The following is a 26,145-nucleotide window of genomic DNA, read 5'->3' as shown; positions in this document are numbered from 1 at the left end:
TCGTAATTGACGGTGTCCGCGCCGTCATCGGAAGTGAAATGATTTCAGCTAGTCGATGAACCAGCTGCATCTCTGTCCTTGAGGGCGTTGTATCGACACGGCGGTAGCAAACGGAACGCTCCCGCGGCTTCGAAGGTTTGGAAATCCTCGACTTTCCTCTGCCAATGGTGGCCAGAGATCGTGCGCCCGGGCGATATTGGACTGATGATAGTCAGCGGCATCGTTTCAAACTGTAAAGCACACACCTGATGCGATTGGCGGCCCTGTCTATTCATCTCAACCACTTCCCGTCACGTCATCGGAACGGGGCTATAGTATCGGCACCGCGCTCGTGTAAATTAGGCACCAGCCCGCTACTAGGTTTCTGATCGGATACTGCGCCATGCAAAATGAAGCTCCTCGCCCAGAACTCATCTACCCGCCAGAACTGGAAATTTGGCCGTTCCCAGCGGATTGTCCGAATCGTGTGCTGATCGAAGAGATCGGCGACAAATGGACGATCCTTGTCGTTGCGGCCCTCTCGCAAGGCCCGACGCGCTTCAATCAGCTCAAACACGCACTAGATCCGGTCACTCAGAAATCATTGACGCAGACGCTCCGAAGGCTCGAGCGAAGTGGGATGGTTTCTCGAACGGTGCTTGATACCTCTCCAGTGGCGGTCGAATACGCCATCAGCCCACTCGGCCGTACGCTCGCCGGGCCGTTCTCCGCTCTGTACCGGTGGGCCGTCGCATACCAAGATCAGGTCGAAGGAGCCCGTCGGCGCTTCGACGCGCAACGAGGAAAAGCGGGCTACGAATGAAATTGTCGCCTGTGCGAAAGAGCCGCTAGCGAACTCCGACAACCTTTTTAATCGCCCGCTTATGGAATCTTCCAGAGTGATCGACTAAAGGGGAAGCGGACGTGAGATGAATCAGCCGAAAGATGACTCTGAAGCGGTCTAACAGTTTGCTGAAAAACCTTGAAATGGAGAGTTTTCTTATTCTGTCCGGTCGTTGTTGGGGCGGCGTGGCGGAGTTGGATGTGATTTTCTAGCCTGGTGTTGGGGGCACCCTGACGCTGGGTGGCTAAGGGGCAAGCAGTTTTGGAATGCGGATCAGGTTGTAGGCGATCAGATTGAGCAGGAAGTCGGCGGCGACGCGAGCGATGCCGCGATGTTTGGTCTTGCGCATGGTGCCGTGTTGCTTGCCCCATCCGAAAATGCACTCGACCATCGCCCGGCGCGATTGCGACATGCCGTACCCTGGATGCCGCGTGGTTCGTTCGTCGATGGCGCTGTTGCGGGTCTTGCCGGTTTTGGTGACGGCCTGGTTCTGTGTCACATGCGGCGTCACGCCGATGGCGCGAAGATTGGCGACATGATCGGCGGTATCGTACGCCTTGTCCTCACCGGCCGTGATGCGGCGGCCTGCGGCTTTGCGTCTCGCCTTCAGCATGGTCTCCGAAGCCCGGCGTTCGGCGGTGCCATTGGCATGCGTGACCCTGCCGGCCACCGCCAGCCCATGCCGGTTCTCCATGGTGGCGTGGCCCATATAGCAAAGCTTGGCCTCCCGTCCGGCCGCCTTGCGATAAAGCCGGCTGTCGGGGTCACTGGTGCTCGCGTGGGTGTCGTTCTTGCGCTTCTGGCCATGGAAGTTCGCGCCGTCATCATCGTCGCCGCTGCCGTCCTTGGGACGAAAGCTCTTCTGTGAAGCCCAGGCTTCGATCAGCGTTCCATCCACCGAGAAGTGCTCGTCCGACAGCAGCGGCTTGACCTGTGGATGGTTGAGAAGCCTGGTCATGAACTTCGTGAATACATCGCCGTTCTGCAGCCGCTCCCGGTTCTTGGTGAAGGTGGTCGGGTCCCAGACCGGATCGTCCGGCGACAGTCCCACAAACCACCGATACAAGAGATTGTAGTCCAGTTGCTCCATCAACTGACGTTCCGAGCGGATGCCGTAGAACACCTGCAGCAGCAGCGCACTCAGCAATTGCTCCGGAGGGATCGAAGGACGTCCCTCGCTGGCGTAGAGCCTCCCAAGGCTGCGGTTCAAATCACTCAAAACATCCCGGACAAGTTCCCGGACCTTCCGCAGCGGGTGGTTCGCTGGCACACGCTTATCCGGCGCGATGTACGAAAACAGGCCGCCCTGATCCGTAAACCTGCCGCGCATGATCGCCTCCGCCGAATCGAGATGATAAGTGAATCATCAAGCCTCCTCCGTGGCGAGGGTTCTTCAGCAGACTGCTAAACCCTGATTGATCGACATGTATGGTCCAGCCCTTATGCCTGATCGCGTGTAAGACGCAGCTGATGCACAGTTAAGAAGATGCAAAATGGAAGCTGGCGATAGAAAGTGCTCCCCGTGCTCTTTTGCTTGATGGCTGTCCCCATCGCACTTGAAGCTTTCGCCTCCGGCTGGTATAATGGACCAATCGGTCCGCAATCTTGTCAGTTTGGTTGAGGTAAGCGACATGTCCCGCCCCCGAGAGTTTGATGAGACTGAGGTCATGGATAAAGCGCTCGAGTTATTCTGGCGCCAAGGCTACGAGGGAACCTCGTTGAATGATCTTCTTGATGCAACGGGGCTCACGAAATCAAGCTTGTACGCCGCCTTCGGCAGCAAGGAGGATTTGTTCCATCGATCGTAGAGCGCTACTTGTCTAAACACGTCGAATTTCGTCAGGCATGCGCGCTGGCTGAGCCAACCCCACGTCGTATCGTCGAGCGTCTGCTGTACGGTATGGCAGATCTGCACGCCGGATCGCGAACGCCACCAGGCTGCCTCATCACGGGCGCAGCACTCGCATGTTCACCGCAATCAGAGCCAGTTCGGCAGTATCTCGTCCGCAGTCGAAATGAATTTGCTCAGATTCTACGTGACCGCCTCGAAGAAGCTGCGGTCGCCGGGCCGCTGCCTGCTGGCGTGACAGCGGCCGATGCCGCGCGGCTTGTTGTGTTGACCATTCAAGGAATGGCAGTCGAGGCGAAGGGCGGCGCGACGAGGAACCAGCTTCGGCAAATTGTGCGCACGTTCTTGCTCGGTTGGCCTGAGGGGTAAGCTACGCTTCAGAACCTCGGCCAGCGGACCCTGCCTCAGGACGCGGGTGCGGTCAATCGCGCCCGATCTCACGCAGCATTCGCGTCAACGATCGCGCGACCGGGACGCAGCGCGACGATCGCGATCAGCAAAGCAACACTCGCCATCGCGATCGAAGCGTAGGGAGTGGCGAGCAGCCCGGGCCCTTTCAAGAGCTGGCCACCGATGAAAGACCCACTCGAAATTCCGAGATTGAAGGCGGCTATATTGAAGCCGGAGGCCGTTCCAAGCGCATCAGGAGCCACGAGCTTGGCCGCAGCAACAACTCCGGCCTGCATAACCGGCGGGATGGCGAAAGCAAATGCTCCCCAGACCGCGATAACCGCAAACGTCGCGACCTCGTTGTGGATGGCCAATCGGATCGAGATGAAAGAGACGATCAGTCCAGATAGGAGGATTATCATTGCCCTGCGCGTACCAGCGATATCACTCAATCTTCCACCCGCGAGATTTCCAACGACAGTGGTCGCACCAAATAGCAAGAGTGCGATATTGACACCCTCTTTCGGCACGCCTGTGATGTCGGTCAGCAACGGCGACAGGAAAGTGAAAACTACAAACGTGCCGCCGAACCCCACCGCTGTCAGCAGGTACATGGTCGCGAGCTGTCGATTCCCGAGAAGGGTGAGTTGGGCAGCAAAGGAGCCCGGCTGCTGGGTTGAGATTTCGCGGGGCAAGAGCCACGTCAGACCAAGTACCGCGACCGTGCCCATACCCGTAACAATAACAAAGGGAGTGCGCCAGCTAAACAGTTGGCCGATCCACGAACCAATCGGAACACCCACTACCATGGCGACGGTGAGACCTCCCATCATAACAGCAATCGCGCTTCCGGCCTTCGATTTGACAACTAAGGAACTGGCACACGCTGCGCCGACACCGAAGAAGACCCCATGTGCGACCGCCATGACAATGCGTGAGAGCAGCAGTGTCGGGTAGCTCGGAGAGATGGCGGCAGACAAATTGCAGATCGTGAAAAGCGCCATGAGTCCGATGGCCAACCCTCGGCGCGGAAGAGCCCCAGTCAGGGCGGAAACAATTGGCGTGCCAAGCGTGATCGACAGCGCATAAAGGCTGACGAGGAGGCCGGCTGTTGGAACCGACACGCCGAAATCGGCCGCGATTTCAGGAATAAGACCCACAATGACAAACTCAGTCGTACCGATTGCGAAGGTCGCAATTGCAAGAGCATAGAGAGCAAGGGGCATCGCGCTTGACCTCAGTCCAAGAGTTCGCCGGCGGGCTCAGGCTGGCGCGTTCCTCCCCGGCCTGATATTCGCTCGGCGTCGCCGTAGAGAGCTGATAGACATCCCGGAGAACGGAACCCGCCTAGGCATCTCAGGGCTTCTTGGCAGGATCGTCGGCAGGGTTCTCGTAGACAGTATCCGTGGGTCCCAGGCCCGTGATCAGCACCGTCACTGCCTCGTCGCCGGTCATCGCGAAGTGCGCAGCACCCGAGGGCTCGGTGTAAACCGACCCAACCGGAAGCGTTCGCAGCGCTTCCTGCGTGAAGCTCGGGCCATAGCCGAACATCCAGGTCCCCTGAAGCACAGTGCCGACCCGATCGCCTGCGTGATGATGGGCCGCAATCTTCGCACGGGGTGCGACTTTCAGCAGCTGGCTGTACGGCCCCGGCTTGGATGGATCGCCCAGAATGGTAACGACCTCGACCTTGGCGTTCCCGGACCCGCCGGCACCGCCGGTCGGCGAAGTAGCCGCCAATTCTGCAGGCGTCTTAGAGTACTTCGGAAGCACCGACGTGGACGACTGCGCAATGGCAGGGCCAACAAGCATGACGGTGGCAAGGATCAAAATCATATGGTTTCGGGACATGGCTTCACCTTCTTTTGCAGTACTGGGCCTTTGAGTTCAGGGCGCCGCCACAGGCGGATCCTTTGGGTGCTCAAGAAACTCCAGCGTTACACCATCTGGTCCGCGCACGTAGACGAGGCGAAGCCCAGTGCGCTCGCCGGATTCGACCCTCTGTACCTTGCCGAGGGCGCACCATCCCATAGCGGCGATCCGCAGCAGCAGTGCATCAAGGTTCTCAACGCGGAAAGCGACGTGCACTGAACCAACATCACAGGATCGGGGCTTCATAATTTCCCGATCGTTCGGAGAAGTGTATTCCAGAAGTTCGATCAAATGCCCGGGCGCCCTTACCATCGCGATGCGCACTGCTGCCGCCTTGACGCCGAGCAGTTCCTCCAGGAAGACACTGCGTTCGAAGTCCCAGGTGTACAGGTGCTCGAAGCCCATCACGTCGCTCCAGAACGACAGCGCGTCGTCAAGCGAGGATACCGTGATGCCGGTATGGTCCGCGCTCTCGATACGAAATGAAGTGCCTGCGCCAACCATGACGGTCACGTCCTGGCGCTCTTGTCCCAAAATTGGCCGAGTTGCTCGCAAATGAAGTCGGTCTTTTCCTCAAACACCCAATGACCGCATTCCTCGATCACGCCGCCCGCCGCGCGGTCCGAAAGTGCCTTGGCGCTGTCAAAACAGTGCGATCCAAAGGAGCGCCGCCCTCCCCAGCCCATGGTGGGAATCGAAAGCTTCTTTTTTGCAAACTCGGCGAGCTGCGCCGCCTTCTCGTCAATAAAGGCGTAATGGTTGAGGCTCGCCCGCAGATTTCCGGGCTGCTTCATCTGCATGACGTAGCTCTGGAGCTCCTCTTCGCTGATCGCATTTGGACTGTAGGCAAAGTCCCGGAAAAAATGACGGAGATACTGCTCCTCCCTACCTTCGATCAGGAACCGGGCGAGATCCATGTTCGCGTGCATCGACAGGTGCCAATATGGCACGCGCGGATCGACGTACGCGTCATAGTCGAGTCCAAAGAACGGCGTCTCGATCGTCGCGAGGGACAGTGCGCGCTTGCCTGCCATGTAGGCAAGGGCGACGGAGGGCGGGCCTCCAAGATCGTGACTGAGAATATGGAAACGATCGACGTTTTCAACGTCAGCGAGTTCGAGCAAGTCTTGGGCGATGGTTGCCGGCATATAGTCCGCATATGGCTTGTCGCTGTCGGCATAGCCGCGCAGGTCAGGCGCGATGAACCGGTATCGGTCAGCAAAGGCCTCAAAAATTGGCACGAACTCGCGATGATTCTGTGGCCAACCGTGGAAACACAGCACCGCAGGCCCGGCGCCCCGACCGTCACATAATGGAGTGTCACGCCATTCACCAGTGCGCGCTTGCTAATCATCTGAGCTTTCACCATCGCTATGCACCCCGCGCTGTTGTCTGCTGAGCTGAGCCAACCACATGCCTTGAGCTAATCGCTCGACGCCTCTACCGAACCGTCGCAGCGTCCATCGGCATGTTGCGCATTTTCGCTGACGCGCGAAAGTGAAACGATTTCAGCCTGCAAATGAGCAAAATGCATTTGGCCGATCAGGCCTGGCCATCACGGCACGGCCTTGGCGACGGCGTCTGGCGAGTGACGCGAATCGCACAGGCAATTACATGTGAAGAGGATTAACGCGAAAGCTTGAGCTTTCCCGCGATATTAACCAGCTCTGCGAAGGAGGTAACCCTCATCTTCCGCATCACCTGGCCCCGATGCGCCTTCACTGTTATCTCGCTGATGCCGAGTTCATGGGCCACCTGCTTGTTCAGTATACCGCGAACGATCAGGCACATGACCTCCCGCTCGCGTCGACTGAGCAAGGCATATCGATCCCGCAAAGCCTGCATCTCGGCTTCTAAGCGAAGCGCGGCATCACTTCGATCAATGGCATTTTGGATAGCATTCAGTAGCGTGACGTCATTGAACGGCTTGGTCAGAAATTCAATGGCTCCTGCCTTCATGGCCTGCACTGTTATCGGCACATCGCCGTAACCAGTGATGAAGATAATGGGCATACCCGGCCGATCAACAGCCACCCGTCTCTGCAATTCGAGGCCGTTGAGCCCAGGAAGACGAACATCCAAAACCAGACAATTGGGAACAACTATGTGCGGGTAAGAGAGGAATTCCTGAGCAGTCTCGAATATCTCCGGCTGCCAGCCAGCGTTGCGGATCAGCAGTTCGAGGGACTCACGCACAGAGACGTCATCATCGATAACGAATACGATCGCTTCGCCGTGCGGCTTGCCGGGCAGCCCTTCCGCCAAAGATTTCATCGTCAATGCTCCGTTCCTCAGACGCTACGAGCCTCTAGCCCAACTCGCCTCGAAGGCTTCATTGAGCGCCTTCAGCAAAGCCGAATCGCTGAACGGCTTGGAAAGGCACTCTGTAGCTCCTTGCTCGAGCATTCGCGGACGCGTTGACTCATCTCCGTGTGCCGTAATGAAGACAATCGGGATTTTGTGGCGGAGACGTGTCAGCTCATTTTGAAGCTCGGGACCCGTCATTCCCGGCATCGCCATGTCGAGAATGAGACAGCCTGTCTGACCCAGATATTCAGATGCTAGGAACTCTTCAGCGGACGAAAACGCCTGAGCCGCATAACCCAACTCCCGCAGGAGATCGGGCAACGACTCCCGCACCGACTCATCGTCATCGACAACCGATACGAGTGAAGCTGTGGCCATCATGAATTCCTCGCGATCTCGCTCCGGGCAAGCGTCCCGCTGGCACGCTTGTGAACGTCGGCGGTCCCTTCAGAGGTCGTCCGAGGAATAGAAAACGAAAATGTGGCTCCTCGACTGTCATTTGGGGCGGCCCATAGGCGACCATGATGACTTTCGATGATTGAGCGACTTACCGATAGCCCGATACCCATCCCTTCGGCCTTCGTCGTATAGAACGCGTCGAAGAGTCTCTCCGTAGCTGCGGGGTCAAATCCTGGTCCAGAATCCAGTACGCTCAGACGGATACGATCGAGATCTTCGCTCTCTGTCCTGATTGTCAGTTCTCTCGTCTGATCGCCCATCATGCTCATCGCATCCAGGGCGTTTTGAACAAAATTCAAGATGACCTGCTGAAGCTGCACCCGATCGCCCGCGACAAGCGGTAGGTCTCCCATCAATTCGGTCCGTAGCCGGACGCCATCACGCCGAAGCCTGTCTAGCGACAAGGCAATGACCTCACGCGTTGCCTCATTGAGATCAACCGGCCGAGTCTCAGGCGCTTTCCGATTGAAGAGCGCTCGCAACCGCCCGATGATTTCGGACGCACGGTTGCCGTCGCGGATCGTGCGTCGCACGGTTTCCCGTGCTCCAATAACGTTCGGAGGGTCCGCAGCAAGCATTCGGAGGCCGGTGCTGGCATTGGTGACGATACCCGATAGCGGTTGACTGATCTCGTGGGCAATGGACGCCGTAAGCTCGCCCATGGTCATCACGCGCGCCATGTGCGCCAATTTTGCCTGGGTGTCGCGTAGCTCCTCCTCGGCCCGCTTGCGGTCTTCTATATCGGTGTTTAGACCAAACCATCTGGTAACGTTCCCCGCTTCATCGCGCAGTGGGTGCGCGCGAAAAAGAAACCAACGGTACGTCCCATCGAAACGACGCAACCGCGCTTCTTTCTCTCCCGCCTCGCGAGAGGTCCTGATCGATTGCCATGCACTCGTAAGACCGTTCAGATCGTCGGGGTGAACTACTTTGGTCCACCCCCAATCTTGAGCCTGCTCCGAACTGACACCCATATACTCTAAATAGTGCTGATTGAAAAATTCGGCGGAGCCGTCCGGTCGTGCGGACCACACGAGCGCCGGAATGGTATTGATAATCAGATTGAGGTTGCCCTCGCTCGTCCGCAACGCATTCTCGGCGCACTTGCGGTCCTCGATGTCAATCTGCAGCACGCACCAGCGCACGATATCTCCGTCGACGTCCCGCAGAGGAAATCCACGGACGTGGAACCATCGATAGACTCCATCGCTGCGGCGATGGCGGCTTTCGATTTCATACGGCTGTCCATATTCGACGGCTCGTGTCCATGCGCTGATTGTCGATTGAAGATCATCGGGATGAACAGCGTCAATTGTGCTCCAGCGCTTGAGTTCCTCGACCGACTTCCCGAAGTAGTCGAGAACGGGCCGATTGACTGCCTCGACTTGACCTTCTGCGGTCATAATGGCTAGAGGCGCCGGAATAGCGTCCACTACCAGCTGAATATCAATTTCTCGGACGCGCAGCGCTTCCACCACCCGCCTCAGTTCGACAATCTCCTGTCTTCGCTCCTCGCTGACGGCGCACACTTCCTTTGTTCGTCGCACCACCTGTTGATCTATCGCTTCGGAAATGCGTTTCCGTTCATTCAAAAAGCCGTGCCTCTCGCAGCCAGTTCGCTATTTGAACGACTACGAGCCTGACACGAAGGCTCTCTGTTTCTTCAGGAAACTCGGCTCGCCGTGATCCGGCAACCAAGGTTACGCTTTCATCCTCGATCCCCCATCTTAGCGATAGGGTCGAAACTGCTCTTTTGCCGATCCAAATTCGCTGTTGTGTTGGCCAGCTCTGCGGATTTTGGCCCAATGAATCCTTTAAGATTTGACCTATTTCTCGCGGCTGAATGGCTCCCTCCAGCGATTGGCTGGTGCGCGCCATTTCGAAAGGCTCGGTACTCACCGGATCTTTGAAATGAACATAAGCAAAGTCCAGTTCTAACATGTCTACCAACATGTAGAGCAAATCAGGAAGTAATCGTGACAAGGAGACATCGCTCCAGATCGGAGCGTGCGCAAGGATCCGGTTGAGATCTTCAATACAGCGCCGAAGGAGCCCGCCTTCGTCAGCAGAATGTTTGCTGTTGACCATCATTCTAGACCGCTGCCCGGGATCGGACGCGCCTGGCTGACACTCGGCGCAGCATACATCTACCGCATGCCGACGGCCGGTAATCCGAGTTGTTGCTTTGGAGACCATCGACAACGCCTGAGCGCATTCGCATGATATAAAGTATCACGCTACTCTCCGCCCCCGCAAGGTTGCATACGAAGATGACTGCACGTCTTAAAATATGACATTCAGCCACCAGATAATAGCTCGCAGTTGGCACCCGGATTGCCCGGGACCAAGGCAGTCACCGCGATGCCGGGATTTGCTGTCGTTAAATCGGCTCGCCAATCCTCCTGACCGGCAGCGGTCGATTCCTGGGCCAACAAGAGTACTCACGAGGACCCAAACGAAGGAATGAGTTGACGAGCACCTACAGCAAGTCCGCTGCCGCGCTTAGACGAAGGGCGAAACTGACGGACGGTTTTTACTCGCTGAACAACGCGCGCGCAGATCAGCGATCAATGACACACAAGGCAAACAACAAGCAACATAGCACCTGTTCAAGCCGAAGCTATCGTACCTTGGTGTTGGTTTATCATAAAAGTGAACGTCCTGCCCGGGCGTTCATTCCCAGCTCACGCAACAAAGCGGCGGTTCATGCTTCTGCTACAATCTTTCGTTGTGAGGCAGACGACAAGGGTCGTTCAGGGCGCACGAAATCAAGCAAATGAGCACGGAGAGGCTCAGCACCTCGGGCCAACATGGCGCGTAACCACTCCTGCGATGCATTACCCGCGTTACGCTCGGACCATAAAACGCTGACCTGCTCCAAAGCGGTTTGGTATGGCAGCTCGTACATCGAGAGCGGGTGCCTACGGACCCACAATTTAGCGAGGGGCCGTGGTACGAAAGCCGCCAGCTCCGTGTTCTCGAGCAGCGTCGGGAGCGGAAGAAAGTGCGGCAATGATACGACCAGCCGCGGCCTCTTCTTCGATCCTGAAAAGGTTTGTTCGAAAGCGGCCCGGTCAAACATCTCCGACCGCCGCGCCAGTCCATGTTCAGAGACGAAGCGGTCGACGATTCCCTCACGGTCACCGTTCAGCGTGACCACCACGATCGAAAGGTCCGAGAGCCCTTCAAGCGACAGCCTTCAACCTGACGTGAAGAACTAGCGATGAGAACATCGTCGTATGCGAAGAGGGGGCTTGACCCGAAACGGGTAGGCACGTCCGAGAAAATGCCGATTGCCGCATCAATCCGCCCCAGATCCATCTCTTCAGCTAAGTCGATCGAGCTATCCGGACGGACTACGAGGTCGACAAGCGGCGCCTCTCTCCTTAGCAACGTCAGGACATCAGACATTATCACCGTGGCGATGAAATCGCTTACCGCGATGGTGAACCGCCTCGCCGAGTTGCGGGGATCGAATTTGGGAGGTTCGATTGCTGCCTCCAATGATTTCCATGCCTCGCGTATCAACGGGGCCATGGCAAGCGCGCGTGCGGTCGGCCGCATACCCGTGGGGGTGCGGATGAACAGGTCATCATCGAGCAACTCTCTCAGCCGAGCGAGAGCGTGACTGACGGCGGTGGGGCTGAGACAGATCCGCTGACCTGCCCTCAATACACTTCGTTCCTCCATGACTGCGTCGAAAGCGCGCAAAAAGGTTCAAATCAAATCTGTTGAAAGACATGGTAATACTCAACTACGACGGAGGATCGCTTCATTGCGGAGGTTGGGCCGCGGCTCACTCTCGGCGAATTCCGGTCGTTTCCCTGGGTTTGGAGCGTAGGCAACGGCTCCGAGGACGCTTCTGCCACCATGCTTTTCCGATGAAACGTCGATCTCCTGGGCCAAGATCATGAATATGCTCTTCTCGCTGCCTGCGGTCGTGACGACATAAGGGTAGAGCACCCGGGAATACCGGCTCAATTGCACCTTGGTGTGTACAATTCCAGTGCGGCTAGCCCCGGCACAAGGCCCTTGGCCGCAGAAATGCAGCAATGAGGCGATCGCCCTCCCGAATGTTGCCTGTAGGCAGCTTACAAAACTACGCGGGAGCGCCCGCTGTATTGCGCTCGGAGCCCGGCAGTCGCAGGAATGAGCGCCGTGACAGATACTTTAGTATTGGTTTAGAGAGGGCTCATTCGAGCAGCCTGCCACCAGCCTTTCAGGAAAGATCAAACTCGCTTAGGGCGTTACGATGAGCGAGGTGCGCGGCAAATGCCTAGTTGGAGCAATCACTGGTTTTCCGAAGACGGGCAATCACGCCTGCGTGGCGACCTCCGGATCAGAAACAGAGCGTGCGACTCTGGTTCGCGCCCCACGGACGTTCCCTGCTTGATCCAGCCGATCTTTGGTAATGGACGAAATTCAATGTGCTAAGAACCCCGTAATCAGCTTGATTGTGTCGGCAGGATTTTCCTCCATCACCCAATGCCCGGAGTTTGGGACAATCGCCTCCGTTACATCGCTGGCAGCATAACGCATGACGGTGGCCATCATGGGACCGAACGACTTTTCGCCTCCGGCGGCGAGAACGGGCATGGATAACTTGCCCCGCGCAACAAAGACCTTATCGTCCTCCGCATCCTGGTCAAACGCTTTGAACTGTTCGAACCCGGCATGCATTGCGCCAGGCTGCGCGTACAATGCGGCGTAGTGTATGCGAGAATCCTCATCGACTTTCTGCGGATGGGCTGCGAATTCGTTCCAGAAACGATCAAGGTAGATTCTCTCGCGACCCTTGACCAGCCGCTCGGCATCGGGACCGTAGAATGAGAAGTGCCACAACGCATGACTTCGGATGATGTCCTCCCATGGACCGACACCTGGCAGCGGCGCATCGATAAGCGCGAAGCGGGTGACACGCATCGGATATTGCGCAGCAAATGCGTACCCGACCATGTTTCCGATATCATGCGTGACAAGATCGGCACGATCTATCTTCAACGCATCGAGCAGGCCGGCGATGTCGCGCCCCTGTGTCTTCTTGTCATACCCTCCGGCGGGCCGCTCCGAGCGCCCCATACCCCGCAGATCGGGCACTATCACGGTATGATCTTTGGCAAGCTCGACGGCGAGCGGCTCCCACATATCTCCGGTTTCGGCGTACCCGTGGAGAAGAACCACCGCAGGACCCGCTCCACCAACCCGGACGTACAGCGTCGTGCCATTCGTCGGGACATGCTTCGATTGGAAACTGGCGGGATATGGGACTACGCGCGCGGCCGACGGCGTCCACATCAGTATTGTGGCGATCGCTATGGATATTGAAGACAATCGAAACATGTGATCCGCTCGCTTTTGGACTCGCGAGAGGAATCGAGGCGCCGCTCCACCCTTCCCACGACCTGATAGCTTACTCAATTGCACAATTGCGCTCCGCCGCGGAAATGAACTGATTTCAGGTGGCGCATGAGCCACGTGCATTTTGAACGTCTCACGAACGTTCGGGCAAGCTCGACACGCGGCTCACGTCGAGCCTAGCCACTAGCTAAGCTAGGTATCATGGGAAAGACAATTGAAGAGCTGGTCGGCATCAGCTAGAACGCTAGGGCGGCCTCAATTAAGTGCTCCGACGGCGTGCCTATCGCTGGCACCTCACTGAGTGACAGCGCCCATTGTCGTTGAAAGCACGCTTATGGCGTACTTATATGTCCCACGCAGTTCGTCAGCGCTCAGGTGCCGACCGCACGTCATGGCATCTACCCGCTCCGGTGCTCAGCAGGGCTGTCATCTCTCATTCAAGGAAAACATCATCCATGCGCCCTACCGCGGCACAAGCAGGATGTTCAAATTGGAGAAGCTGACGCGCCTGCATGAGGGTCTCTCTTCTATTCCTTCTCCAAGTCACGCATCATACCTAACGACGCATTTTTCGTGGCTCGCTTCGAGCCCTTCGGCGCGTCCCGCCGATTGATATGCGACGAGGCAGATTGCGATCTTCTCGCCACGATGTTCAGCACACGAATTCGGAAATCGTCGCCACCAACAGCGTCTCCGCGCTGATCTTAAATGCGAAGGACGGATCGAAATTTCCACACCAAGCAAACCGCTGCCAGTTCAGGTGATTGCGATGGTGATCCAATCTGCGCTACGATCGAGCCGTACACCCTGCCATTGCGCCCGGCGCGCGCGAGTAATCACTACGACTACTTAAGCTCGCACAGCTTTCTCAGGGAACACTGATCGTCAATTGTGCAGACAATCGCTTTTGGTCTCCCGTGGAGGTAGAGTGAACTGAAAGGTGACGCCAAAAGGTTCGCTCGCGCTTGCCCACAATCGCCCGCGGTGCGCCTCGATGATTGAACGGCAGATTGACAGACCCAGACCCAAACCTGTCGCCTTGGTCGTGTAGAACGTCTCGAAGAGGCGGTCAGGAGCCGCAGTATCCAGGCCTGGGCCCGAGTCCCTAACTACCACGAGCACGTCCCCAGTTTCGGCTTTGTCTGTCCTGATCAACAATTCTCGCGCACGGTCGTTGATCATGCTCATTGCCTCGATGGCGTTGACGATCAAGTTGAGCATTACTTGTTGGAGCTGCACTCGATCTCCGCAAATGAGCGGCAAGCCTTCAGCAAGTTCAACCCGAACCGTGACGCGGCTCTTCGTCGTCTCGCCGTGCGTAAGCTCAACGACTTCGCGGATCGCACCATTGATCTCCAGCAGATCCTCACGCGAGGGCGCCTTCCTGATGAGATCACGGATTCGGCCAACAACCTCGCCCGCTCGCGTGCCGTACTTGATGATCTGACTGAACGACTGGCGCACCTGTTCCGGATCCGGCGCTTGACGGTCAAGTCTTCGCAGCGCTGTCTGCGCGCTGATGACCATCGCTGTGATAGGCTGGTTAACCTCATGAGCAATTGAGCCCGCGAGCTGACCCATAGTGGCGACGCGTGTCGCGTGCGCCAATTCCATTTGCACTTGGCGGTAACGCTGTTCGCTCTCACGGACCGCCGCTTCCGCGCGCTTACGTTCAGTCAGATCCAGAATGTAGGCCACACCCTGGCTCGGCTGCCCCTCAAATGCCGCTGCGCCAATCAGAACCGGAACGCGGCTGCCGTCCTTCCTAAAAAATTCCTTTTCGCGGGCTTGCATAGTGCCTGTCTCCTTCAGCTCTTCAGTCTCTTGGAGAAGGTGCACTTTTTGCCATTCAGGAGGCGTCATGTCGAACCATCGTAGCCCTGCGACCAGATCCACTCGCGTGTACCGAACCATACGGAGGAACGCGTCGTTGGCGTCGATGATCCGCCCGTCCAAATCCCAAATAAAGATCCCGATGACATCGGCATCAACCAGGCGCCGAATTCTGGCTTCCCTCTCAGCGAGATCTCGATACAAGCGAATATTCTCCAGTGAGATAGCCGCCTGGGCGACAAGCAGTTTCAACACCACAAGCCGCGCGGCCGTAAAGACTCCGGGAGCGAGATTGTTCTCGAGATACATCACACCTATAAGTTTTGTTTGGTCGGTTAATGGCAGGCAAAGGAGCGAGCGGGCGCGGTGCTCCAGGATGTATGCATCACCTGAGAACGAGTTCACGACCAGGGCATCATCGATGACAATACTCTCTCGTTTACGAGCGACATAGTGGACGATCGATTCAGGTAGAGCTATTTCGGATCCAGCGTCCCTTCTCAGCCGCACGACTAGGCCGTCAGCGCTCGTCGTGGCTTCAGCCTCGACCTGTTGCTCCACACCTTGCATGAGAAGCAGCACAGCCCTCCGGGCGCCAGCGTGCTGGATAGCCGAGCGCATGAGCGTATCGATCAGCGTGTCGAGAACGATCTCCCCACATATAGCGTGGGAGACTTTGATGACAGTCGCGAGATCAATCTGCTCTAGCGGCGCGATAGTCGTGCTAGTCGAGCTGGGTGCCCGCTGCTCCTCGCAGAGAGACGGATGCATTTCATCGATTTGATGCACCTTGCCGTGGGCGCCCCAACGCAAATAGCAGTACCGCGCGTCCCGCAGATAAGCCCGTTCGATTTTCCCAAAGCCGCGGTCCGCGTAGAACCGCGCCGCAACCTCGCTGGCGACAGCTTCATTTTGCAGAAATCCGTTCTGGCGCGCTAGGCTGATGCTGTCCTCGTACAGGCGTTCTGCTTCTAGCTCTCGCCCGTCCAGACGCGCCATCTCGGCTGCGATCAAAACGTGCTTGTCAGCAAAAGTCGGAGAACTCGTCTCCTCGGCCCAGGTCTTGAGTTGTTCGTAGTGTGATGCCAGACGCCCTCCCAGCGCGTCTCGTTCCTCAGTCCCCGCCTGATTGATGATCGCCGCGAGAGCAAGCGCCGTGTAGTAGTGGTAGTCTAGATGCTGGATTTGGATGATTCTGACCCAAGGACCCGGCTCCACTTTGTCCGAAGCCTCCAAAGCTGCTGGATAATTTCCTGATAGAAAGTGCAGCATGAGCTTTCTGGTCCAGTACCACAAGACCACCACATTCATTCGTGTCTTCGTCAGAGCTGCTTCGAAAGCAACTTCATCGAATTTTGAATCGCGGAACTCCGAGAGACCGTGCGTGAGTCCGCGCAAACTTGCGATCGTGCGCTCGGTGCTCACGATAAGATCAGCGCCATCACGGAATCCGATGTTGCGCGCAAATTCCAGGTAGCGCCCGCATTCCTCGGCTTCTTCCTGTAGGTTATGGCCGCGCAGTAGGAGGCCAACTGCCGCAAGTGAGGAGGAATAACAGGCGAAATACAGGTCACCGGCATCGATCCCAATTCGGTACGCAGAACGAAACCAATTAATCGAGTCCGTAAGCGGCCGCGTCCACGAAGATGTCAACCCCATCGTGCATTTGACCCTGGCCATATCAAGAGGGGCATTCCGCTTCGACGCCAGCTCACATGCCAGTTCACCGATGCTATGTCCTTCCTGGTACCGCCCAAAGGCCGGACCCATGAGATAGCAACCGAGCAATGCAAGGCCTTGGTTTGATGCATCAGCGACACCATGCACTACACTGAGGTTGACCATTCGACAGACAATCAGGCTTGTCAGATTGAAGTCAGTAAAATAGGCAGGAGGAAACAGCTCGGCCAAAATGCGTATTGTGGCCAGCGTCTGCGGATTGGTCATCGCAGGCAGGTCGGCAAAGCACTCTAGAGGGCGACCATTTAAGTTCTTCCAGATGTCGTCAAATTCTCGTTGTACTTCGCTCCAGTTCGGATGTGGCGAGTACTGGATACCGAGTAACTGCAGGGCGACCAACCCACTCTCTATGGCGCTTTCATTCTCCGATTTCACCACATGGAGCTCAATCTCCAGTCTATAAACAGCAGCCTTATCGATATCAGTGCTCGCATGGGCCAGAACGTTTGAGATCAACCTGTTGGACGCATCGAAATCGCCGCTGAGGAACGTGCATTCTGCATGTTCCAGCGCCAGAGCAAATGCGAGGTCGTAATGAGTCCCCCAACCGTCTTCGGCAAGCTGCGCCCGACCTTCCGCGAGATAGCCGCATGCGGCCATGTAGGCAGCAGAGGCTTTCGCCCTTCGAGCCGCACGCAAGTTCAGAGATGCCGCCCTCACCCTTTCCGCCGGATCAGAATAGGGATTTTCGCAGCGATTGAGCTGGCTGACGATTTCAAAGATGTCGGCATCTATTTCGGATCGGAAAGCGTTGACATGAGGCGCAACGCAATGCGCTGATGGATTTCCGCTCGCTCGGACCGGGTGAGCATTTCATAAGCCGCTTCGCGAACTCGGTCGTGGGCAAACGCGTAATTGCCATCTGTTCGAAACAGAAGACCGGCACGAACAGCATCGTGCAACCGGTTCTCCGCCTCGTGTTCTGAAATCCCAGTAATTTGCTGAGACTTGGCAATGCTGACACTGCTTCCTACGCAAGCCAACTGTTTGATGATTTGGAAAGAGTGATCCGGCAGGCGCCTCAACCGTTCGATCATCAAATCGATTACATTGTCGCTGACGCTCTTGGCGCTGATGCGATCGATCTGCCACCGCCATGTTGAAACCGGAGGATCGTAAGTTAGCAGACCCTCGTCCGCGAGTGCGGACACGAACTGGACCGTGAAGAAGGGATTTCCCTCGGTCTTTGCATGGACGGTCCTTGCAAGCAGATCGACTCGCCCGGGCTTTGCCTCGAGCGCATCGGCAATCATCCGGGTCACGTCTTCAGGCCGAAGGCCGCGCAGCACGATCTCCTGGATCGGACGACCCGCTCCCCGAATGATCTTCAACCTCCGCGTCAGCGGATGTTCAGGTCCCACTTCGTTTTCCCGGTATGCTCCCACCAGTAGAAGGTGTCCTAGGTCCGATTGAGTAGCGAGATGTTCGAAAACGTCGAGGGTCGCAGAGTCCAGCCATTGCAAATCGTCGAGGAACAGCACCAGGGGATGTTGTTTGCGCGCAAACACCCGCAGAAACTGCCGAAAGGCCAGAAGGAAGCGATTCAGTGTCTCCGGCCCTGATAGATCAGGCACCGGCGGCTGCTCTCCAATGATGAGTGCGAGATCAGGAACAAGATTGACCATGAGTTGGCCGTTCATGCCTAGAGCCTGTGTTAGCTCGTTGCGCCAGCGAGCAAGCTCGTCATCACCCTTGCATAGTAATTGACGGACGAGGCCCTGAGACGCTTGCGCGAGTGTGGCATACGGAATTCCGCGCTTGTATTGATCAAATTTTCCAACAGCAAAGAGGCCGCGTACCGACACCAATGCGGCCTGCAATTCGTTGACGATCGATGACTTGCCAATGCCGGAATAGCCTGACACCAGCACGAGCTCGGACGCGCTGTGCATCACGACGCGATCGAACGCGGCAAGCAGACGCTCGATCTCGACTTCTCGGCCATAGAGCTCTTCCCGGAACTGAAGCTGGCTGGGCGCATCGTGAGAACCGAGTCCAAACGGCAGAATGCGCTTGCTTGCCTCCCATTCAGTCATACAGCGGCGAAGGTCGGACTCGAGACCGACCGCACTCTGGTATCGGTTCTCGGCAGCCTTCGCCAAGAGCTTCATTACGATCGCAGAGACGACATGAGGGATTCCGGTTACTCGCTCCGCAGGCGGCACTGGCTGCCGCGCGACATGACAGTGGATCCACCCCATCGGATCCGATGCCGTAAAGGGCTGCACGCCAGTCAACATTTGATAGAGCGTGATCCCGAACGAATAGAGATCGCTACGAATGTCAATCGAGCGATTCATACGGCCAGTTTGCTCAGGAGCCATGTAGGCGAACGTACCGGCAATAGTCTCAGGCGGATGGGGAGCCTGACGTTCGCGAAGCAGGCGCGATGCAATAGAGAATCCGGTGAGCCGCACGCGCCCGTCTGCGCATCCCACCACGATGTTGCTTGGCTTGATGTCTTTGTGTATCAGGCCGCTGTTGTGCATTTTGCCCAGAGCCGCCGCCGCGCTAGTCGCGATGGACAAGAAATCTTCTATTTCCAGCGGGGAGCCCAGCAGCCTGATGAGCGGCTGGCCGCCTGGATCCTCAAGGATCAGCATAGTTCGCCCGCGGTCGTGCTTTAACTCCAGCGGTCGTATTGCCCAGTCTGGCTCAAGCCGTTCCTTCAAAAGAAATTCACGGACGAGACGGTCAAGATTTGCAGGCGACGGCTGCTCCGCCATCGGGACGACAGCCAGCACTGTCCGATTGATGTCGGTCTGATTCGTTCCTCTGCAGAACGCGACCTCGCTATCTTGCCATAAGACCTGAAGGCTGCCGCTCGGAAAGGCTGGGTGCAATGGGCGCTCCCTGGCACGCTTGTGTCTGCGGTCCATCTCGTTAAAGATCGCATGCAAGCAGTCTAGGATCGGTTTTGCCCGAGACAAGTGTTCAGCACCTAAGCCGAGAAGGGTGCTGCCAATCGGCAGCCACTCGAGGACGACAAGTGAAGTTCGCCGACTTCGAGATCATCCCGTGCAGTTGGTTCGTCTCTTGACTGTCGCGAGCAGCCAGATCTCGCAGAGTTGGCGATCGTCTCCGGGAGGACAACATGCCTCTTCCGAAAGCAGTGCACCTCCTAGGCGTATCGCTGTCGTTCCTCCAAGTCGGAGCGATACCGATCCGCAACTGGATTTCGAATATTTGAAGGGGACCAAGGGCCAACGCGAAGTCCGTCACCGCCATGGCCCGGTGCACGCTGCGAACCCAGCGTCCCGCGGGCTGTCGTGCCCGGCGTGAGCGCTCGGCGCGGTGGCGGAGGTTTGCTGCATCGCGAAACCACAATCCCGAGCCCTGTTTTGTTATTGGCGAGCCGGCTAGCTCTGCAGCATCTTTATGTGCTGCCGAAAACCACCCCTTGTTCGACCCCCTGGCGAGGTTCAGATCCTGAAGGCGATACCCGCTCTTTAGGCGAGAACAGCTTTCGTTCGGGAATTGCTGCATTCTTTTTGTTCTTGATATGTTCTAGTTTCGGCATGAGCGATCGACCTGCAAGCTGGCGGATCCCACGCCGAAACAGATAGAAAAATGGACCAAAGTGCGGAGGGCAGCGGGTAGGGGCGCTCGCAGGATCAAGGCAGACTCTGCTGCGATGAACAGCACCGCAACTAGCCCTAATATCTTCTCCGCCCCGATGCCTCTTCGTTTGACATGATGGACCGCCATCCCGAACCACCAAGCACCGCCGCTCAGTACGATCGACATCACGAAGAGCTGTCTGACGAGACCAGCGCGATCGAGCCCTTCGACGTCGGTCAGCCACGGCGATGCCCACAACCCCTGCAGCGACCAGGACGTTCCGACGCACGTCGCCGACAACGGGGCTACTCGCCAGAAGCGCCGATCGCGAAAGACAGTGCCAAGGGTGGCAAGCGCATTGGAAGGGACAATGCCTTGTTCGAGCACCACGACGTAAATGAGAATAGCTGCCCCGGCGGTAGCAGCCGCCAGAATTCCAAAGAGCTGCCACCAGCCCATCCAGGCGAGCAGGTGCTCGACAGGAGGCGTAGCGGTCACCGCCCCCAGCGAGCCCAGCATGACCATATAGCCGTTAAGCAGGGCAACCCGTTCCCTGGGAAACCACAGGACGATGGATTTCAGGCTGGCCGTCAGCGCCGCCGCCACGCCAAGCCCGATCATCGCGCGCGCGATCAGGAGCGACGCGAAACCTGTCGATACTGCGAAGATTCCGGCGCCCGCCGCTGCGAGCAAGAGCAGAACACTTTGGACGCGCCGCGGGCCAAAGCAGTCCAGCAGGATGCCAACCGGAATCTGGGCTGCCGCGAACACGAGGAAATAGACCGACGACAGCAACCCCAAGCCTGCACTCCCAAATCCTGTATCCAGGCTGAGATCACTGGCGATCAAGTCATTGATCGTTCGAAACAGATACGAAAGATAGTGATCCGGCAGCAAAAGGAAGAAATACGCGCGCGGTGAGACGCCATTCCCCGGAAATTTGCATGCTGGCCGTTCCTGCTCCTCAGCTCATTGGGTGGTGTCAATCGGCGTTCGACTGGGACCCCCTATCGGCATCAAAGGGACCCCTTTGAGCGGCGTGCTCTGCTGGTAGCGCTCGGGTCGTCGGAGCTGGTCGGGGTTGCGGAGACGGCGCGAGCGCGGGTTGTTTGAACATCGTCGCGGCTTTTGAATCGCCAGCTGTCGTTGCCGGTCTCGACGATGTCGCAGTGATGGGTCAATCGGTCGAGTAGCGCGGTGGTCATTTTGGCATCGCCGAACACGCTCGGCCATTCGCCGAACGCAAGATTGGTGGTGACAATGATCGAGGTGCGCTCGTAGAGCCGGCTGATGAGATGGAACAGGAGCTGACCGCCGGATTGCGCGAACGGCAGATAGCCCAGCTCGTCGAGAACGATGAAGTCCATGCGGGTCAGATGCTCGGCGAGCCGTCCCTGCCGACCGTTGCGGGTCTCGGTCTCGAGCCGGTTGACGAGGTCGACGACGTTATAGAAGCGGCCACGGGCGCCGGATCGGATGCAGCTTCGCGCGATAGCGATGGCCAGATGGGTCTTGCCGGTGCCCGTCGAGACAGCGTCACAATGCCGGGTGTCTGGCGTTCGAGGTTTTGATCCTCTATCCGTTCCATCCTCGGGCCGGGCAGATGGTGCAGGTCGAGCACCGCAAGCGCTTCGCCGGCGAGGACCATTTGGTCGTGGTGCAGCCCGACGGGACACTCGCCCTAATCCCGGCCTGGATGAGCGAGGATATTGCTCGCTCTGCAACGCTCACAGCAAGCCCTCGGTTGGCTGTCGAAAGGCTCGTCGAGCTGCGGGCGCAGATCGATGTGCTTATCGCCTCTCGAGGCGGGGCGCGGCCCCTGCGTGAAGGAGGGGATCATGCAACCAAGACGCTACTTGCAACGAAGCCTGTTCGAGGAGGATCGCCAGACGCCCGCGATTCCGGCGTCGCAGAGAAGCACTCTCGTCCGCCTGATCGAGAGGCTGCTGGTCGAGGCCCTCGCCGACGGCGCCAATATCGAGACGGGCACGCCAACCGCAGAGACGAGGAGGCCGCTCATGAGCAAGGTCACGCCTGAGCACCTCGCCCGTCAGGCCGTCGTCTACATCCGTCAGTCGACGCCTGATCAGGTCGCCCACAACCTGGAAAGTAAGCGCCGTCAGTACAATTTGCCGGAGCGCGCGCGACAGCTGGGCTGGAGCGATGTTGCCGTCATTGATGACGATCTCGGTCGCTCCGGTGGTGGCGTCGCGAGGCCCGGCTTCGAGAAGCTGCTGGCCGCCATCTGTGAGGTGCGCGTCGGAGTCGTGGTCTCGATCGAAGCGTCGCGGCTCGCACGCAACGGTCGCGACTGGCACACCCTGCTCGAGTTCTGCGGTCTCGTCGGCACACTGATCGCCGACGAGGACGGCGTCTACGATCCGCGACAGCCCAACGATCGCCTACTGCTCGGCATGAAGGGTACCATGAGCGAGATGGAGTTGTCGGTACTGCGCCAGCGTTCGCTCGAAGCGCTGAAGCAGAAGGCGCGCCGGGGCGAGCTGTTCATGACGGTCGCCGTCGGCTACGTGCGGGTCGGCCACAACCGTATCGAGAAGGACCCGGATCGGCGCGTCGGCGAGGCGATTGCGCTCGTCTTTGCCAAGTTCACCGAGATGCAGTCGGTGCGTCAGGTGCACCTCTGGTTCAGACACGAGCGCGTTCCGCTGCCGGCCGTCACCTATGGCGCCGAAGGCCGCCTGGTCGAGTGGAAGCTGCCGGTCTACAACACGATCCTGCACATTCTGACCAACCCAATCTATGCGGGCGCGTATGCATTCGGGCGCACTGGCAGCCGCATCAGCATCGAGGCCGGCCGCAAGAAGGTGGTTCGCGGCTTCAAGAGGGAGCGCAAGGATTGGGAGGTGTTGATTCCGAACCATCATGAGGGTTATCTGAGCTGGGCGGACCATGAGAGGAACCTCGGCCTGATTGCGGATAACGCCAACGGCAAGAACCCGATGAGCCGCGGTGCCCTGCGCCGAGGTGAGGCTCTGCTCGCCGGCCTGCTGCGCTGTGGCCATTGTGGGCGCAAACTTCACGTCGCCTACTCCGGCAAGGACGGCAACACCGGTCGCTACCATTGTCGGGGCGGCGCCAACAATCATGGCGGTGACCCTTGCATCTCGTTCGGCGGCATGCGGATCGATCGTGACGTGGCCGCCGAGGTGGTCGAGCGCCTGCAGCCGCTCGGTATCGAGGCGGCACTCGCCGCGCAGGCTGCGCGCAGCCGTGCGAACGAAGACAAACGCGGCCAAGTCGAACTGGCGCTGGAGCAGGCTCGCTATGAGGTCGGGCGGGCGCGCCGCCAATACGATGCCGTCGATCCCGCCAATCGTCTCGTCGCCGCCGAGCTGGAAAAGCGATGGAATGACCGGCTGGCGGTCGCGCGCAATCTGGAGACCGAGCTGGACGCACTGACGGCTTCGCCCGCTGTTGATCTCACACCTGCCGACCGGGAGCGGCTGATGACGCTAGGCGCCGACCTGGAGCGTGCTTGGTCGAGTGCCAGCGTGGCCCCCGAGACGCGCAAGCGGATCGTGCGAACGCTGATCGACGAGATCGTCGTCCGCGTCGAGGACACCACGCTCGATCTGGTGATCCGCTGGCACGGCGGTGACCACTCCGCTCTCAAGGTCAAGAAGAATCGCTCCGGCCAGCACCGCTGGAGCGCAGCGGGAGAGACAGTCGATCTCGTGCGCGTGCTGGCGCGGCAGATGCCGGACAAAGCGATCGCGTCGGTGCTAAACCGCTCCGGCAAGACCACGGGGCGCGGCAATGGCTGGACCAAGTCGCGAGTGTGCAGCTTGCGCAGCCACAACGACGTCGCAGCCTATCGTGAAGGCGAGCGCCACGACCGCGGCGAGGTCACTCTGGACGAGGCGGCCGCGGCCCTCTCCGTCAGCCCATCAACCGTGCGACGTCTGATCAAGGACGACCAGCTCGCGGCGGGCCAGCTTTGCAAAGGGGCACCTTGGATCATCAAAGCAGCCGATCTTGAGCGTGCTGACGTCAAACGAGCCGCCACCGCGCGGCGCCTCGAGACGTCCGCCGTCCGGCACTCCGCTACAAAAAGAACTGGAACTCTAACGAGATAGAAAGGTGAGCATTATGAAGCGGGCTCGGTTCCGCCGACCAGGACGACGTTGCGTTGCTGGGCGATGAAGCCGCCGCCAGCGAGATCATTGACGAGAGTCTGATTGATCGGCGTCCCGTCGAACTGGAAGTCGGCGATGTCCTTGGCAAGCGGCAGCTTGGCGATGGTGAGCTGGTACTTGATCGAGCGGGCCTGCTTCTCGTTGATCTCGGCGTTGAGCAGGTCGCCGACAATGCGCTGGGGTTCGTGCTGGCGCTTGACCGCAGTTGCCATGATCTCATCGAAGGCGGCCTTCATGCCGTAGAGCTTGAGCTCGCCCATGAGGTCAAAGATTTGGGTTCGTTCCATCAGATGGTCCTCCGGAGGTTGTCGTAGCGGGCACAATCGGCGATCGGTGCATGGCGCAGCGTCAGTGCGGCCGGCGTCATGATGTTGGCCGGTGGGGCGGGTTCACGTTGACGGGCCAGGATATTGAGCACGACATCGGCGGAATGGACGCTGTGACTGAGCGCTTCGGCACAGGCCGCTTCCACCGCGGACAGACCGTCAGTCAGCACCGCGTTGAGGATGTCGACCATCTGCCGATTGCCATCGTCGGTGCTGGCCAGCTTGCGCCGGACCCGCTCGATCGCGGCCGGCAGCACCCAGTCTTTGAAGGGAGCACCGTTGCGCAAGGCGCCGGGTTTGCGAGCGAGCACCGGCACATAATGCCAGGGGTCGTAGACGGTATCGCCGCGGCCAAAGGATCGCGGATGCTCGGCAACGATCCGGCCGTCCTGACGGATCACGATGCGATCGGCATAGGCTTGAACCTCGACCGGTCGTCCGACTGCGCTGGCTGCGACCGAGTACTTGTTGTTGTCGAAGCGCACCAGGCAGGTCTTCGAGACAGATGCTGTCACTGCATGGAAGCCGTCGAAACGGCCGGCATAGGGAACGAGTTTGGGGCGTTCGGCTTCGAACACGTCCCAGATCGTCTGATCGGCCAGCTCCGGATGACGATGAGCCTTGGCGTAGGCGATGCATTTGTCGAGCAGCCAGGCGTTTAACTCGTCGAGGTTTTTGAACCGCAGCCGCGGCGTGAAGAAGCGTTCCCGGACCAGCCCGACCTGGTTCTCGACCTGCCCCTTCTCCCACCCCGACGCTGGCGTACAGGCGACCGGATCGACCAGATAGTGGCTGCACATCTGCAGGAAGCGGCGATTGTAGAGACGGCCTTTACCGACGAAGATCGTCTCTACGGCGGTCTTCATGTTGTCGTAGATGCCGCGGGTGCAGGTGCCTTTGAACAGGGCGAACGCCCGGTCGTGGGCGTCGAACACCATCTCCTGCGTCTCCCGCGGATAGGCCCGCACGAACAGCATGCGGCTGTGACAGAGCCGGACATGAGCAGCCTTCACCATCACCGTGGTGCCGCTCAGCAGGACGACCTCGTGGCTCCAGTCGAACTGGTAGGCTTCACCTGGTGCAAAGCTGAGCGGCACATAGGCCGACGCTGTCGAGCTGCCGCGTTCCTTGCTCCACCGTCGTGCGTATCGACGAACCGCATCATAGCCGCCGGCGTAACCCAGGCCGCGAAGCTCTTCGAATAGCCGGATCAGCGTCAGCCGTTCCCGCGCCGCCTTGCTCTCATTCCCTGCCAGCAACCGGTCAAGCTCGGCACTCCAGGCACCCATCTTCGGGAGCGGCTGCGTCTCGCGCTCATACCGGAACTCCGTCGCTTGAGAACGAATGACCTTGCGAACCACCTTCCGCGATACGCCAAGTTCTCGGCAGATCGCCTTGATCGGACGACCATCAACAAAGTAGGCGCGACGGATCTTACCAATCGTCTCCACCACCAGCATCCCAACCTCG

General features: G+C 58.5%; 19 protein-coding genes and 4 pseudogenes. 5 read left to right on the top strand and 18 right to left on the bottom strand.

All coding sequences use genetic code 11. The annotated features are described in order from the left end of the window. The first annotated feature begins 382 nt into the window (after nt 1–382). The gene (locus ACTGJ9_RS16655) at nt 383–802 is read left to right on the top strand and encodes a winged helix-turn-helix transcriptional regulator (RefSeq protein ID WP_456677936.1); all 420 of its coding nucleotides are present in this window, start codon (nt 383–385) and stop codon (nt 800–802) included. 265 nt (nt 803–1,067) lie between these two features. Here ACTGJ9_RS16655 and ACTGJ9_RS16650 read toward each other — a convergent pair whose 3' ends face one another. Beyond that, nucleotides 1,068–2,153 (bottom strand): IS5 family transposase, encoded by a 1,086-nt coding sequence (locus ACTGJ9_RS16650; protein ID WP_456673093.1) that lies wholly within the window; start codon nt 2,151–2,153, stop codon nt 1,068–1,070. 253 nt (nt 2,154–2,406) lie between these two features. Here ACTGJ9_RS16650 and ACTGJ9_RS16645 point away from each other — a divergent pair, with 253 nt between their 5' ends. Both ACTGJ9_RS16645 and ACTGJ9_RS16640 read left to right on the top strand, forming a co-directional pair. After that, nucleotides 2,407–2,631, top strand: a complete 225-nt coding sequence (locus ACTGJ9_RS16645) for a TetR/AcrR family transcriptional regulator (protein ID WP_456677935.1) — start codon at nt 2,407–2,409, stop codon at nt 2,629–2,631. Between the two features lie 8 nt (nt 2,632–2,639). After that, on the top strand, nt 2,640–3,041 hold the full coding sequence (locus tag ACTGJ9_RS16640) for a TetR family transcriptional regulator C-terminal domain-containing protein (RefSeq protein ID WP_456677934.1): 402 nt from the start codon (nt 2,640–2,642) through the stop codon (nt 3,039–3,041). Nucleotides 3,042–3,109: 68 nt separating this feature from the next. Here ACTGJ9_RS16640 and ACTGJ9_RS16635 read toward each other — a convergent pair whose 3' ends face one another. The 15 genes and pseudogenes from ACTGJ9_RS16635 to ACTGJ9_RS16565 all read right to left on the bottom strand — a co-directional run. After that, the gene (locus tag ACTGJ9_RS16635) at nt 3,110–4,288 is read right to left on the bottom strand and encodes an MFS transporter (protein WP_456677933.1); all 1,179 of its coding nucleotides are present in this window, start codon (nt 4,286–4,288) and stop codon (nt 3,110–3,112) included. Between the two features lie 130 nt (nt 4,289–4,418). Further along, nucleotides 4,419–4,898: a cupin domain-containing protein gene (locus tag ACTGJ9_RS16630; protein ID WP_456677932.1), complete on the bottom strand. Its 480-nt coding sequence runs from the start codon at nt 4,896–4,898 to the stop codon at nt 4,419–4,421. 51 nt (nt 4,899–4,949) lie between these two features. Next, nucleotides 4,950–5,438, bottom strand: coding sequence for a VOC family protein (locus ACTGJ9_RS16625; RefSeq protein ID WP_456678549.1), 489 nt, complete (start codon nt 5,436–5,438; stop codon nt 4,950–4,952). Between the two features lie 5 nt (nt 5,439–5,443). Next, nucleotides 5,444–6,175, bottom strand: coding sequence for an alpha/beta fold hydrolase (locus tag ACTGJ9_RS16620; RefSeq protein WP_456677931.1), 732 nt, complete (start codon nt 6,173–6,175; stop codon nt 5,444–5,446). Nucleotides 6,176–6,560: 385 nt separating this feature from the next. Further along, nucleotides 6,561–7,208, bottom strand: coding sequence for a response regulator transcription factor (locus ACTGJ9_RS16615; protein WP_456677930.1), 648 nt, complete (start codon nt 7,206–7,208; stop codon nt 6,561–6,563). Between the two features lie 24 nt (nt 7,209–7,232). Then, nucleotides 7,233–7,622, bottom strand: coding sequence for a response regulator transcription factor (locus ACTGJ9_RS16610; RefSeq protein WP_456677929.1), 390 nt, complete (start codon nt 7,620–7,622; stop codon nt 7,233–7,235). After that, nucleotides 7,619–9,292, bottom strand: coding sequence for a PAS domain-containing sensor histidine kinase (locus ACTGJ9_RS16605; RefSeq protein ID WP_456677928.1), 1,674 nt, complete (start codon nt 9,290–9,292; stop codon nt 7,619–7,621). Before ACTGJ9_RS16605 ends, ACTGJ9_RS16610 begins: the two co-directional genes overlap by 4 nt. Further along, nucleotides 9,285–9,791: a hypothetical protein gene (locus tag ACTGJ9_RS16600; RefSeq protein WP_456677927.1), complete on the bottom strand. Its 507-nt coding sequence runs from the start codon at nt 9,789–9,791 to the stop codon at nt 9,285–9,287. Before ACTGJ9_RS16600 ends, ACTGJ9_RS16605 begins: the two co-directional genes overlap by 8 nt. 1,056 nt (nt 9,792–10,847) lie before the next feature. Beyond that, the gene (locus tag ACTGJ9_RS16595) at nt 10,848–11,303 is read right to left on the bottom strand and encodes a LysR substrate-binding domain-containing protein (protein ID WP_456678548.1); all 456 of its coding nucleotides are present in this window, start codon (nt 11,301–11,303) and stop codon (nt 10,848–10,850) included. After that, a pseudogene (locus ACTGJ9_RS16590) lies at nt 11,304–11,390 on the bottom strand (LysR family transcriptional regulator); the annotation flags it as partial. It lies immediately after the preceding gene. Nucleotides 11,391–12,122: 732 nt separating this feature from the next. Continuing rightward, a complete protein-coding gene (locus ACTGJ9_RS16585) occupies nt 12,123–13,040 on the bottom strand; it encodes an alpha/beta fold hydrolase (protein WP_456677926.1) in 918 nt (305 codons plus the stop codon). A gap of 903 nt (nt 13,041–13,943) precedes the next feature. Beyond that, nucleotides 13,944–17,231: an ATP-binding protein gene (locus tag ACTGJ9_RS16580; RefSeq protein WP_456677925.1), complete on the bottom strand. Its 3,288-nt coding sequence runs from the start codon at nt 17,229–17,231 to the stop codon at nt 13,944–13,946. A gap of 131 nt (nt 17,232–17,362) precedes the next feature. Next, nucleotides 17,363–19,474: an ATP-binding protein gene (locus tag ACTGJ9_RS16575; RefSeq protein WP_456677924.1), complete on the bottom strand. Its 2,112-nt coding sequence runs from the start codon at nt 19,472–19,474 to the stop codon at nt 17,363–17,365. A 664-nt stretch (nt 19,475–20,138) separates the two neighbouring features. Continuing rightward, complete coding sequence (locus ACTGJ9_RS16570) at nt 20,139–21,041, bottom strand: MFS transporter (RefSeq protein ID WP_456677923.1); 903 nt, start codon at nt 21,039–21,041, stop codon at nt 20,139–20,141. 133 nt (nt 21,042–21,174) lie between these two features. Next, a pseudogene (locus tag ACTGJ9_RS16565) lies at nt 21,175–21,718 on the bottom strand (ATP-binding protein); the annotation flags it as partial. 41 nt (nt 21,719–21,759) lie between these two features. Here ACTGJ9_RS16565 and ACTGJ9_RS16560 point away from each other — a divergent pair. Together ACTGJ9_RS16560 and ACTGJ9_RS16555 are read left to right on the top strand one after the other, a co-directional pair. Further along, nucleotides 21,760–22,230, top strand: coding sequence for a DUF5372 family protein (locus ACTGJ9_RS16560; RefSeq protein WP_456677922.1), 471 nt, complete (start codon nt 21,760–21,762; stop codon nt 22,228–22,230). Beyond that, nucleotides 22,211–24,289, top strand: a complete 2,079-nt coding sequence (locus ACTGJ9_RS16555) for a recombinase family protein (RefSeq protein WP_456677921.1) — start codon at nt 22,211–22,213, stop codon at nt 24,287–24,289. Before ACTGJ9_RS16560 ends, ACTGJ9_RS16555 begins: the two co-directional genes overlap by 20 nt. A 26-nt stretch (nt 24,290–24,315) precedes the next feature. On the opposite strand, the pseudogene ACTGJ9_RS16550 reads toward ACTGJ9_RS16555, so the two are convergent. Continuing rightward, nucleotides 24,316–24,636: pseudogene (locus ACTGJ9_RS16550) on the bottom strand (ATP-binding protein); the annotation flags it as partial. After that, a pseudogene (gene istA / locus ACTGJ9_RS16545) lies at nt 24,614–26,135 on the bottom strand (IS21 family transposase). The pseudogenes ACTGJ9_RS16550 and istA, both read right to left, overlap by 23 nt. Nucleotides 26,136–26,145 lie beyond the last annotated feature (10 nt).

It is taken from the genome of Bradyrhizobium sp. RDM12 (assembly GCF_051917485.1).
Classification (GTDB): domain Bacteria; phylum Pseudomonadota; class Alphaproteobacteria; order Rhizobiales; family Xanthobacteraceae; genus Bradyrhizobium.
This window is presented reverse-complemented; position numbering and strand designations above follow the sequence as displayed.